Origin of the sequence: Myxococcus sp. AM011, from assembly GCF_013372595.1 — a bacterium.
GTDB lineage: Bacteria > Myxococcota > Myxococcia > Myxococcales > Myxococcaceae > Myxococcus > Myxococcus eversor.
In genome coordinates this window covers 1-11,591 of record NZ_JABXEM010000326.1, presented here as the reverse complement: position 1 = coordinate 11,591, position 11,591 = coordinate 1, and the positions used below count along the sequence as shown (strand labels likewise).

At 69.5% G+C, this 11,591-nt stretch carries 10 protein-coding genes; 5 read left to right on the top strand and 5 right to left on the bottom strand.

Annotated features, from left to right (window positions below; translation table 11 throughout):
* Positions 1-510, top strand: a 510-nt coding sequence (locus HUW62_RS41665; RefSeq protein ID WP_176437586.1) for a superoxide dismutase family protein, incomplete at its 5' end; no start/stop codon positions are given.
* Between the two features lie 64 nt (positions 511-574).
* Here HUW62_RS41665 and HUW62_RS41660 read toward each other — a convergent pair.
* The 3 genes from HUW62_RS41660 to HUW62_RS41650 form a co-directional block, all read right to left on the bottom strand.
* On the bottom strand, positions 575-2,164 hold the full coding sequence (locus HUW62_RS41660) for a serine hydrolase (protein ID WP_176437585.1): 1,590 nt from the start codon (positions 2,162-2,164) through the stop codon (positions 575-577).
* Between the two features lie 108 nt (positions 2,165-2,272).
* Positions 2,273-4,552 (bottom strand): glutamine amidotransferase, encoded by a 2,280-nt coding sequence (locus tag HUW62_RS41655; protein WP_163865480.1) that lies wholly within the window; start codon positions 4,550-4,552, stop codon positions 2,273-2,275.
* A 27-nt stretch (positions 4,553-4,579) separates the two neighbouring features.
* Positions 4,580-5,338, bottom strand: coding sequence for a DUF4159 domain-containing protein (locus HUW62_RS41650; protein ID WP_163865481.1), 759 nt, complete (start codon positions 5,336-5,338; stop codon positions 4,580-4,582).
* A gap of 57 nt (positions 5,339-5,395) precedes the next feature.
* On the opposite strand from HUW62_RS41650, the gene HUW62_RS41645 reads away from it, so the two are divergent.
* The 4 genes from HUW62_RS41645 to HUW62_RS41630 all read left to right on the top strand — a co-directional run bounded on the left by HUW62_RS41645 (position 5,396) and on the right by HUW62_RS41630 (position 9,598).
* Positions 5,396-5,659 (top strand): molecular chaperone DnaJ, encoded by a 264-nt coding sequence (locus HUW62_RS41645; protein WP_163865482.1) that lies wholly within the window; start codon positions 5,396-5,398, stop codon positions 5,657-5,659.
* 73 nt (positions 5,660-5,732) lie between these two features.
* A complete protein-coding gene (locus HUW62_RS41640) occupies positions 5,733-6,443 on the top strand; it encodes a hypothetical protein (RefSeq protein WP_176437584.1) in 711 nt (236 codons plus the stop codon).
* Between the two features lie 96 nt (positions 6,444-6,539).
* Positions 6,540-8,009: a hypothetical protein gene (locus tag HUW62_RS41635; protein WP_176437583.1), complete on the top strand. Its 1,470-nt coding sequence runs from the start codon at positions 6,540-6,542 to the stop codon at positions 8,007-8,009.
* A gap of 20 nt (positions 8,010-8,029) precedes the next feature.
* A complete protein-coding gene (locus tag HUW62_RS41630) occupies positions 8,030-9,598 on the top strand; it encodes a beta-ketoacyl synthase N-terminal-like domain-containing protein (RefSeq protein WP_163865485.1) in 1,569 nt (522 codons plus the stop codon).
* Positions 9,599-9,605: 7 nt separating this feature from the next.
* Here the strand turns inward: HUW62_RS41630 and HUW62_RS41625 are convergent, their stop codons facing one another.
* Positions 9,606-10,175 (bottom strand): hypothetical protein, encoded by a 570-nt coding sequence (locus HUW62_RS41625; protein WP_163865486.1) that lies wholly within the window; start codon positions 10,173-10,175, stop codon positions 9,606-9,608.
* A 77-nt stretch (positions 10,176-10,252) separates the two neighbouring features.
* On the bottom strand, positions 10,253-11,368 hold the full coding sequence (locus HUW62_RS41620; RefSeq protein ID WP_163865487.1) for an RNA polymerase factor sigma-32: 1,116 nt from the start codon (positions 11,366-11,368) through the stop codon (positions 10,253-10,255).
* Between the last annotated feature and the right edge of the window lie 223 nt (positions 11,369-11,591).

Genomic DNA, 11,591 nt, shown 5'->3' with positions numbered 1-11,591 from the left:
GCGCAGGCGGCCCCCGCCATGGCGCCCGCGCCCGCGCCCGCGAAGAAGATGATTCCGCCGGGAGAGATGGCGAAGGCGACGGTGAAGGACGCGCAGGGCAAGGACGTGGGCGAGGTCACCTTCGAGCAGACCAAGCACGGCGTGGTCATCAAGGGCGAACTGCATGACCTGCCTCCCGGTCAGCATGCCTTCCACATCCACGAGACGGGCAAGTGCGAGGCGCCGGAGTTCAAGACGGCGGGCAGCCACTTCAACCCGACGAAGAAGGCGCACGGGATGATGGCGCCCAAGGGCAAGCACGTGGGCGACCTGCCCAACCTCTACGTGGGCCAGGACGGCAAGGTGCAGTTCGACACGTTCTCCCAGAACGGGCTCACCGTGAAGGCGCTGTTCGACAAGGACGGCTCCGCGGTCGTCATCCACACGAAGGAAGACGACTACCAGACCGACCCCACGGGCGACGCCGGTGGCCGCATCGCGTGCGGTGTGGTGGAGAAGCAGCAGCCGTAAGCTCGCGGCCTCGTGAGCGCCCCCGCCTGGAAGTAACGCCAGGCGGGCAGCGCCCGGGCCGAAGTCAGTGCACCGGCCGCGCGACAGCGGCGGGGGTCTCCTTCACGGGCGTGAAGAGCAGGTCCTGGAAGTCGAAGCTGAAGTCGGTGAGCGGCGACACCGGCTGCATCCGCATCTCGCCCACCGTGCCGTCCGGCTTCAGCGAGAAGGACACGAAGGCATCGGCGTTGAGCGAGCGGTCCTTCCAGCGCGCGACGAAGGTGTCGTATTGCCAGTGCTCCAGCTCGCCCACGAGGCTCGGCGTCTTGCTGAAGCGCAGCATCAGCTTCTCCGCCTCGCGCGTGAACGTCACGTCGCCATACCACGCGTCGCGGAACTTCCCCGCATACGCGTCCAGCGGCAGCGACGGCTTGCTCTCCGTCTTCCGCCCCGCTTGCAGGCCCGCGACCTTCTCCTCCGCCTTGGCCTTCTTCGCGTCGTCGTCCGCCTTGAACGCGGCGACCCAGTCCGTCGCGGGCGCGCCCATGAACGCGTCCAGCACCGTCCACACCGGCACCTCCAGCGTGCCGCGCTCCTCCTGGTTCGTCAGCACGACGATGCCCAGCCCCAGCTCCGGCACCAGCATCACCCGTGAGTAGTAGCCCGGCAGCGCGCCGCCATGGCCCACCAGCTTGTAGCCCCGGTAGTCGCGCAGCGACCAGCCCAGCCCATACGCCGCGAAGTTCGCGCGCAGCGCCGCCAGGGGCTTGGAGGGCTCGGTGACAGTCATCACCGTCTGCGCCGCCCACATCTCCTTCGACTGCGCCTCGCTGAACAGCCGCTTCTTGCCATCGGTGCCCGGAATCACGCCCTGGGCCAGTTGCGTCAGCATCCACTTGGACAAGTCGTTGACGCTGGAGTTGATGGCCGCCGCGGGCGAGTTGTTCTCGAAGCCCATGGGAGCAATCGCCTTGAGCACACCGTCCGCCTTCGCGTGCGGCGTGGCGACGTTGCCGCTCACCCGCAGGGCCTTGAAGAGCGTGCTGCTATCGCGCATGCCCACCGGCACGAAGATGCGCTCGCGCACGAAGTCGCGCCAGTGACGGCCGCTCACCTTCTCGATGACCTTGCCCGCCACGAGGTAGAGGATGTTGTCGTACGCGTAGCGGCTGCGGAAGCTCGTTGCCGGGGGGATGTGGCGGAGCTTGGAGACAATCTCGTCCTCCGTGAAGGTGGACTGCGGGAAGTACAGCAGGTCTCCCGCGCCCAGCCCCAGCCCGCTGCGGTGGACGAGCAAGTCCCGAATCGTCAGCTCACGGGTGACGTACGCATCATGCATCTGGAACGACGGCAGGTGGTCGACGACGCGGTCATCCCACTGGAGCTTGCCCTCCTCGACGAGCATCGCCAGCGCCGCCGCAGTGAAGGCCTTGCTGTTGGAGGCGATGCCGAACAGCGTGTCCGCCGTCACCGGCGTCTTGTCTCCGAGCTTGCGCACGCCGTAGCCCTTGGCGAGCACCACCTTGCCGTCCTTCACCACGGCCAGGGCCACGCCCGGCACATCGAAGGTCTTCATCGCCTTTTCGATGGTGGCGTCGAAGTCGGCGGGCAGTGATTGCGCGAAGGCCGGGGACAGCGGCAGGACGACGAGGAGAAGCGCGAGGACGTGACGCACGGGGGCTCCAGGCTCCAGGAAGGGACTTTGGGAGTCCCCTCTCTATCGCACCTGGCGAACGCTCCCCAGCAGCCCCTATTCCATGCTCGCGGGCACGCCCCGCGCGACTCAGACGTAGCCGAAGCGGCGCCGCGCGAACCACTCCGCGCCGAGCAGGCCGATGAGCGCCACGAGGTAGTACCAGCGGTCCCACAGCGGCTGGTCCTTCGCGCGCCCCACCTCCACCACGGGAGGGTCCAACAGCGGCATGTCCGGCAGCCCGTCTTGAGGCAGCTTGTACGCCTTGCCGCCCGTCACCTTGGCGATCTGCTCCATCAACTCCGGCCGCACGGACGCGTCCGACAGCTCCGGCCCCACGGCGCGCACCGCCACCGCGTCCTCGCCCTTGCCCAGGTCCGTCTCGCCCTTCTTCGCCGTCGCGAGCAGCTTGTACGGCCCCGGGTCCGGCGGCGCGAACTCCAGGCGCACCACACCGTCCGGCCCCGTGGCGCCCGTCTGCACCGCCACCGGCTTCTGCGTCGCCACCGAGAACAGCTCCACCCGCACCTGCGCGTCCTGCGCGGGCTGGTAGTCCGCGCTGCGCGCCTGCACCACCACGGCCACCGGACGCCCCGGCTCCACCGACGGCGGGTCCGCCGTCACCTTCAGCGTCGTCAGGTCCGGGTCCCTCACCAGCCACCGCAGCGCATTGCCCCAGAAGCGGTCATACGCGCGGTTGGGCGAGCCATCCCGATGCGCGGCGAAGGCCCAGTACCACGACGCATCCGTGGCCATGACCAGCGCCCGGCCCCGGCCGTAGTCCCAGACGGCGACGAGCGGCGCGTTCTTCCCGTTCGCCGTGAGATGCGGATGCTCCAGCAACACGGTGGCGCCAGGGCGCGCGTACGTGAGGTTGGCGCCCGGAATCGGCGGCAGCTCGCCCCACGCGGCCTCGGTGCTGGACGCGCCGGAGCCGATGGCCGTCACCGGGTGGCGCAGGCCCTCCGGCGTCAGGCGCGCGGTGAAGGGCTCCACGTTGGCGGGGCCCGCGGCGGCCACGGGCAGGGCCTCCATCAGCGTGGGCATGGTGGCCCGGCCTTCACCCAGCACGCTGTCGCCGCCAATCATCACGAAGGCGCCGCCGTTGTGGATGTAGCGCTCCAGGTTGCGCTCGTACTCGGCGATGGAGAGCGATGGGTCCGCGTGCCCGAAGTTCTGGAAGATGACGACGTCGAAGGTGTCCAGCTTCGTGTCGAAAATCTCCTCCATGGGGAACGGGATGAGGGACAGCTCGCGCTCGTTCACCACACCCGGGTCATCCGACAGCGTGCGCAGGATGTAGAACGAGATGAGGTCCACGTTGGCGTCCTGCTTCAACAGGCCGCGCAGGTAGCGCTCGTCCCAGGACGGCCGGCCCACCACCAGCAGCACGCGCACCCTGTCTCTGATGACCTTCAGCGTGAAGGAGCGGCTGTTGTTGTCCGTCACCGCCTCGTCCGGGAAGGTGGGCACCGTCACCGTGTAGACGAAGCGGCCCGTCTGGTCCGGCGTGAAGGTGAAGGACACCGGCTTCACGTCGTCGTTGGTCTCCAGGCGCACCGTCTTGCTCGCCACCGTCTTGCCCTCCTGGCTGAGCACGACGGGAATCTCCTTGCCCCGGAAGCCGCGGCCGTGAATCTCCGCCTCCACCGTGAGCGAGTTGCGCACGAAGGCGAAGTCATCCACCTTCAATCCTTCAATCGCCAGGTCCTTCAGCGCCTCCTGGCCCACGGTGAAAGTGGAGACGGGAACGCCCAGGTCCGCCAGCGCCGCGCGCGCACGGCCCACCACGCCCGCCTTCAACTCCGTGTTGTCCGCGCCATCGCTGAACAGCAGCACGCCCGACAGCTTGCGCGCGCCCTGCCCCGCGCCCGCCGCCGCACGCAGCGCGGCCAGCAGGTCCGTGGAGCCCGCGCGAGGCGGCTCCTTGGCCAGCGACGCGGGAGTTATCGGCGCCAGCTCCGGGTCGAACCCGTACATCTCCACCGTGAAGCGGTCCTGGAGTCCCGCGAGCGCCGGAGAGGCCTTCTCCAGGAACGTGGCCACCTCCGCCGCGCGCGTGGGGCCTCCGGGCTCCGAGGGGAAACCCATGGACGCGGAGCGGTCCACCAGCACCGCGACGCGGTTCTTCATCCGCGCCACCTGCAGATGGCGGATGCCGGGCTCCAGCAGGAAGAAGAGCGCGGCCACGCCCGCGCCCACGCGCAGCGCCCACAGCAGGACGCGACGTCCGCGCGAGGGCTCGCGACGCACGCCCCAGGCGGCCAGCGCCACTCCCAGGAGCAACCCGAGCGCGAGGAACACCAGCGCCCACGAAGGCAGGGGAGAGAGGCTGACGAGCTTCCAGGCGTTGAAGGTGGGGGAATTCATCCAGGCTCTTGGCGTAGGGCCGGTGCTTCAGCGCCGCTTGTTGAGGATGAGCTGCAGGTGGACGGCGTCGTCCTTGTAGTCCAGGCAGAGGGCGTACATGCACACGTTGATGCCCAGCCGCACCGCCAACTCCCGCTGCGGCTCGCCGCCGGGGCTCACGTCGAACTCGTAGTCCCCGGACTCGTTGCGGCTCCAGGCCCCGGCCACGTCGTTCTGCGTGTAGAGCACCGCCGCGCGCTTGCCCAGGTTGGCCGCCATCATCTGCGGCTTGTTGAGCAGCCGGCCCGGCGCCGCGTCCAGCAGGAAGAAGGACTTGAACACCACGTGTCCGGAGGGGACTTCCGCCAGCGGACTCTGCGGCAGCACGCGCGCCATCTCCCGACGGAAGCTGGCGTCGAAGCCGTCCCCATCGCTGCCGTCATTGGCGTCCGCGAGCATGAAGCCGCCGTACGTCAGGTAGCGCCTGAGGTTCGCGACCTCCGCGTCGTTGAGCGGGGGGAAGCCGCCGTCGCCGCCGAAGTAGAGGAAGGGGTACTCGAAGAGGTCGGGGCTGCTCAGCGCGAAGGGCCGCGCGTCCGGCACCACTTCGACGGACGTGCGCCGCTGCAGCTCCCAGGCGATGCGCCGCAGGCCGGACAGCCGCGAGTCCCAGCGGCCGCCGTGCTTCGCCACCGCGGGGATGAAGCGATTCTTCTCGCCGAACGCGTGCGCACGCCCCGCCAGCAGCGGAGCAAGCGCGGCGGAGCCGAGCAGGAGGTTTCGACGGGTCAGACGCCGCGCGGACATAGAGCGCATCTATATACCGTCGACGGGTGCTCGCATTCCCCGGTATAGAGCGGGCCCATGGCAAAAGGCGGACAGACGCCCGAGCAGCCCGGCTCTCCCGAGGTCCGGGCGGCCTGGGCTCGCAAGGAGGCCGGAGACGTCGCCGGAGCACGGCGCGACGCCGAGCGTCTGCTGGCGGGCAGTCTCAGCCCCGAGGACCGGGCCGAGGCCGAGGCACTGCTGCGCCACACCTCCACCCCGAAGGCCCTCTACGGCTTCGCCCTGCTCGCCGCCGCCGTCTTCGTGCTGCTGCTGCTATTGGCCTTGACCCGCTACGCTTAAGCTACATCGTCGGCGCCCTCGTGCCCCTTGAGGGGCCAACGTCGGGTACGCCGCAATGCAAGGAGTTGGAGCCATGGAAGGCCTCCTTCAGGCCCTCAAGGCCTATCAGGAGCTCAACCCGTCGGGCTGGGTCGGCATCTACCGCCTGCTGCCCATGTGGGCGGGCATCGTCTGCTGTGTCGCCGGGGTGACGCTCCTGCTGGTCGGCGGAGGCCCCCGGGTGTTCCGGGTGCTGGCCGGGCCCATCGGCGCGCTCCTGGGGCTGGTGTGGACGGGTGCCATCACCGCGAAGCTGGGCCTGCCGGACCTGGACCCGCGCGCGCCCTCCGTCGTCGCGGCGGTGCTCCTGGCGCTGGGCTTCCTGTTTCCGCCCGCAATCACCTTCGTGGGCCTGGGCGTGCCGCTGGGCCTGCTGGCCGGGCAGATCGCCGGGCCGCAGGACTTCCTGCTCGGCTTCGCGCCGGGGTTCATCATCGGCGGCCTCGTCGGCGCGCTCCTGCACCGGGTGGTCAGCGCCCTGGTAGCCTCCGCGGTGGGCGGGTGGGTGCTCGTCATCGGCGCGCTGGCGGCGCTGCACCAGTTCGGCGGGCTGGTGGCCGCCGTGGCCAGCAGGCCCTGGGGCGTCATCATCGCCGCCGGCCTGTTCGCCATCGCCGGCGCCGTCTATCAGCTCGCCATGCGGGCCTCGCCCGAAGAGGCCGAGAAGCAGCGCGCGGAGAAGGAGCGCCTCAAGCTCCGGCAGGCGGAGCAGCGGGCGCTCGAGAAACGTTGGGGGGTCAAGTAGACGACCTCCTCCGGGCGCCGGCCGCGCTTTACCTCCAGCGTCGTGGCGCGTACATTCCGCCGCCTTTCCCCCCAGAATTCTCCCCCCAAAGGATTGATGGGCCAGGTCAGGCGCAAGGAGTCGGAGAAGAAGCCGGAGTCCCCCTCGGAGCCCGCCCCCCGGCAGGAGCCTGGCGCCAGCGGCGTGTGGGTGAAGCCGGAAGGGATGTCGCGCCGGGGCTGGGCCGTGCTCGCCGCGCTGATTCTGGTCATCCAGTTCCCCCTCATCCACTACGCCCTGTTCCGCGGCGACGCGGACGTGACGGCGACAGTGCCCTACACCCAGGACTTCACGGACCCGGGCGTGGTGAAGCGGGACTTCTTCTCCACGGGCGGCTACTGGCGGGTGATTCAGGGCGAGCTGTTGGCGCCGGGCGTGAAGAACAACCCGCTGTGGCTCCAGGCGCCGCTGCCGGACGACGTGGCCATCGAGTTCGACGTGCGCTCGGAGCTGCCCGAGGGTGACATCCGGGTGGAGGTCTTCGGCAACGGCGTGGACCCCAGCTCCGGGTACATCCTGGTGCAGGGCGGATTCAACAACTCCCTGTCCGTGCTTGGCCGGCTCGACATGGGCGCGCCCAACATCGACTCGCTCAAGCGTCGCGCGGCGCGCAAGGCCGGTGCCCAGGGTGAGAAGGTGGACGACGGCGCCAAGATTGAGGCCGCCGACATCGCCACCGTGTTCAAGGACGACACCCGCGTGCGCGTGGAGGCACGCGGCACGCCGGTGCAGGCCGGCCGCACGTACCACTGGCGAATCGAACGCCGCGGCTCGCTCCTGCGCTGGAGCATCGACGGAGAGCCCTTCCTGGAGTTCGACGACCCGCGTCCCCTGAAGGGCCAGGGGAATGACCGGCTGGGCCTGTCCGGCTTCGAGTCGCAAATCTTCTACGACAACCTGCGCGTGGACACGCCGGACCGGCTGCCCGCCCGCGTCGCCCCCGCCGCGCCCGTGATTCCTCCGGGCCCGTACGCGGACGACTTCAACCGCGACACGCTGGGAGACGCGTGGAACGTCACCAACCCCTCCGCCACGAAGCTGGTGGACGGCGCGCTGGTGGTGGAGCTGCTCCACAACCGCCCCGTGTGGCTGAAGCGGCCCATCCCCCGCGACGCGACGATTGAGTTCGACGCGTGGACGGACAGCCCGGACGGCGACATCAAAATCGAGGCGTGGGGCGACGGTCGCTCCTTCTACGCCGGAGACCTGCGCCTGCAGTACACGGCGACGGGCTATGTGTTCATCTTCGGCGGCTGGCGCAACACGCAGTCCGCCATCGCCCGCCGCAGCGAGCACACGCCGGACCGCGTGTCGCGCGACGGGGCCTTCGTGGTTCCCGGCAAGCGCCACCACTTCAAGCTCACCCGGCGCTCGGGCACCCTCTCCTGGGAACTGGACGGGCAGCCCTTCCTCACCCTCCAGGACGCCTCGCCCCTGGAAGGCACGCGCAATCAGTACTTCGGATTCTCCGGCTGGAAGAGCCGGGTCCACTTCGACAATTTGAAGATCGCGCCGCTCGCCCCCTAGCGGCCAAGGAAAGTCACACCGTGCGCAGAGTTGGCATCTTCGGCTGGGGCGTCGTCGCCCCCCGGTCCAGGAACATCGAGGCGTTCGAGAGGAACCTCACGTCCTCCGAGAGCTGGCTGTCCCCTTTCAACGGCTTCGGGCCGGACAACTTCCTCGTCGGCACGCCGGACTTCAATCTGGCCGACTACAAGCCCTGGATTGACGAGCGCTTCCCCGCCAACCGCTTCTCGCAGTTGGAGCGGAAGATGGGCCAGCCGACGCAGTTCGCCATCGGCGCGTTCATCCAGTCGCTCGCGCAGAACCCCGGCCTGGAGCAGGAGCTGCAGGCCCTGGGGCCCCGCGCGCACGTCTACGTGGGCACCGGCCTGGGCGATTTGCCCACCATCCAGTCCATCTCGTTGGACCTGTACCGCGCCCAGCGCCGGTGGGACCGCTTCTGGTCCGCGCCGGAGCGCAACGCGGTGCTGCGCAAGTGGCTGGAGACGCGCGAGCCGTTGGCGGGTCTGCCGCCGGAGCCGTCGTCGGTGGAAGAAGGCCTCCGCGACGAGGCCGAGGACGCGTGGTGGCACTTCTGGACGGGCCAGTCCACGGAGCTGCGCGAGTACCTGGCGGAGCTGCGCGACATCGAAGCCATCGGCGTGCCGGACGGCGCCGACGTGGAGTCCGCGAAGCTGGCCGTCATCAAGGACAAGCGCACCCGCAACGCCCGGCTGCAGAAGAAGTGGATGGCGCCGGAGCCGCCCTGGAACGCCGTCTCCTCCAACGTGCTGTGGAACATCCACAACACGCCCGCCTCGCAGATTTCGATGCTGGGGCAAATCACCGGCATGACGTTCGCTCCCGTCGCCGCGTGCTCGTCCTTCGGCTACGGACTGAAGCTGGCCATGAACTCGCTGCAGTTGGGTGAGGCGAAGGCCGTCGTCATGGGAATGACGGACGCGGCGCCCAGCCCGCTCGTGGTGGGCGGCTTCTACAACGCCCGCGTCATCTCCGCCGACGCCGCCATCTCCAAGCCCCTCACCGCGCTGCGCGGCACGCACATCGCGGGAGGCGCGGTGGTCTGGGTGCTGGGCGACTACGACTACTTCACGTCCAAGGGCTTCAAGCCGCTGGGCATGGAGCCCGTCTCCGTGGGCGTCACCGCGGACGCGGACCACATCATCACCCCGTCCAAGGAAGGCCCCACGCTGGCCATCCGCGAGGCGCTGGCCGCCGCGGGCTGCGAGCCCTCCGACGTGGGGAGCTGGGACTTGCACGCCACCGCCACGCCGGGTGACTACCTGGAGGTGCAGAACCTGCGGGACGTGCTGCCCGAGTCGGTGCTCATCACCGCGCGCAAGGGCACGTTCGGCCACGGCATGTCCGCGGGCGGCGGCTGGGAGTTGACGGCGCAGTACCTGGGCTACGGACGCGGGCAGGTGTTCCCCACCCCGCTGAAGAAGACGGAGCTCAACCAGCAGATTTCGCGCGTCCACGGCCGCTTCGTGTTCGACGAGGCCGTGGATGCCCCCGCCGGCTGCGCGGGCAAGCTGTCCATGGGCGTGGGCGGCATCAACGCCTGCGTCATCTCCCGCCCCTGGAAGAAGTAGCGAAGGCTCAGGGGTGGGCGCTCACGGCGTCCGCCTCCAGCTTCGCGGCCGAGGCCGGGTCGATTCGCTGGAGCAGCAGCAGCTCCAGCTCCAAGTCCCGCGCGTAGTTCTGCTGCGTGGGCAGCACGCCGCTGGTGGTGGAGTCGAGGCGGGCCTGGGCCTGCTCCTCCTGGGCGCGCTGTGAGCCGCCCGTGGCGATTCGCTGGTCCACGTTGCCCACGCCAATGGACTGGGACACCCGGTTGCCCCGCATCACCCGGAGGATGGCGCCGCCGTTGGCGAGCGTGAGGCCCTCCACCAGGAAGCGAGAGGACGAGGTGGGTCCCAGCGTCCCGCCCCCGGAGTCGCGCCACTCCGTCTCCAGCACGAAGCGGCCCTGCATCTCCTTCCAGGAGTAGCCCTGATCCTTGAGGAGCGCCTTCACCTCCGGCCAGAGGTCCGGAAGCGGCCGGGCGTAGACGTGGTCCGCGGCCTTGTCTCGCAGGTAGTTCTGCCGGAGCGAGCTGGCACAACCCGCGAGCGTCAGCAGCGCGGCGACGACGAGACACACGCCCGAGGCGCGGAAGAAGCGGCCCATGAAAGACCCCCAGGAGGAAGCGGTGGCGACAGCGGGAGCATACCGCTCCTCGCCCCCGCCGCGCGCTCCCGCCCCCGTCAGCCCTTGGGGTTGGCCACCAAATCGAAGTCGGGGATGTGTTCACGCATGAACTCGCGCATGCGCTGGATGAGCGCCGCCTCGATTTGCCGCGCGCGCTCCCGGCTGACGCCGTACTTGTCGCCGATGTCCTGGAGGGTGAGCGGCTCGTCGGAGGTGAGGCGGTTCTCGAAGATGAAGCGCTCCTTGCCCTCCAGCGTCCGGGAGAACTCGGAGAGCTTCTCGCGGAAGAGGGCCTTGAGCTGCTCGGCGCCCAGCCGCTCGTCGGCGGGGATGGCGCCCGAGGGCAGGTAGCGGTCCGCGCGCGTGCCTCGCGAGCCCTCGTCGTCCCCACCCAGCGGCGCGTCGATGGACAGCTCGTCATGGCCGAGCCGCTGGTCCATCTCCACCACGTCCTGCTCGGTGACGTTGAGCCGCTCCGCCAGGAGCTTGGGGCTGGCCTCGAAGCCCTGGGCCACGAGCTTGTCCTGCTCCTGGCGCAGCTTGAAGAAGAGCTTCCGCTGGGCCTCGGTCGTCCCCAGCTTCACCATCTTCCAGTTGTCCATGATGTAGCGAAGGATGTACGCCCGAATCCACCAGGCCGCGTAGCTGCTCAGCTTCACGCCCCGCTCCGGGTCGTACTTCTTCACCGCCTGCATCAACCCGATGTTCCCCTCCTGGACCAAATCCAACAGGGAAAGCGGGTTGCGGTGGTACTCGTGGGCCAGCTTCACCACCAGTCGCAGGTTGGAGGCCACCAGCCGGTACGCGGTGCGCACATCGCCCGTGTCGCGGTAGTGACGCGACAGCTCCAGCTCCTCCTCGCGCGTCAGCAGGGGGTGGCGCTGCACCTCCGTCATGTAGGCCTGGAGGGGGTCCCGGTTGGAGAGCGCTGATTCGCTCGACTTGGCGAGGGCCCGGGAGGGCACGGGCCTGCTGGCCACCGCCACCTCGGGCTCCGCGTCAACCAGCTCGGCCTCGTCCGGCTCCAAGGAATCCGGGTCCGGCGCTGCCTGGGCGCTGGGGTCCTCCACCTCCGCCTCGACGACCTCCGTCTGGGCGGGCGCGCTGCCCGCCGCCCGCTTTGCCCGGGGCCGGGAAGTCGTTCCTTTGGTTCTTTTCCCTCCACTCGCCATGGGCGCTCCATACCCCAAAGTGCCGCGATTGTTGCCAGAGGGTAATGCAGGGGCTATGCCCCTGCTTGATGAGCGACATCCAAGAGCCCACCGAGCCGGGCACCCCGGCCACCGACGAAGCACCGACGCGTCCCGCCGAATACATCGCGGACATCGGCTTCGACGAAATGAACCTGTCCGAGCCCCTCCGCCGCGCGCTGGCGGAGCGCGGCTACACCCACCC

Coding starts and splice junctions, on each gene's coding strand:
- HUW62_RS41655 (WP_163865480.1), bottom strand. CDS start 4,552: ATGAATTCCCCCACCTTCAACGCCTGGAAGCTCGTCAGCCTCTCTCCC.
- HUW62_RS41650 (WP_163865481.1), bottom strand. CDS start 5,338: ATGTCCGCGCGGCGTCTGACCCGTCGAAACCTCCTGCTCGGCTCCGCC.
- HUW62_RS41645 (WP_163865482.1), top strand. CDS start 5,396: ATGGCAAAAGGCGGACAGACGCCCGAGCAGCCCGGCTCTCCCGAGGTC.
- HUW62_RS41640 (WP_176437584.1), top strand. CDS start 5,733: ATGGAAGGCCTCCTTCAGGCCCTCAAGGCCTATCAGGAGCTCAACCCG.
- HUW62_RS41635 (WP_176437583.1), top strand. CDS start 6,540: ATGGGCCAGGTCAGGCGCAAGGAGTCGGAGAAGAAGCCGGAGTCCCCC.
- HUW62_RS41625 (WP_163865486.1), bottom strand. CDS start 10,175: ATGGGCCGCTTCTTCCGCGCCTCGGGCGTGTGTCTCGTCGTCGCCGCG.
- HUW62_RS41620 (WP_163865487.1), bottom strand. CDS start 11,368: ATGGCGAGTGGAGGGAAAAGAACCAAAGGAACGACTTCCCGGCCCCGG.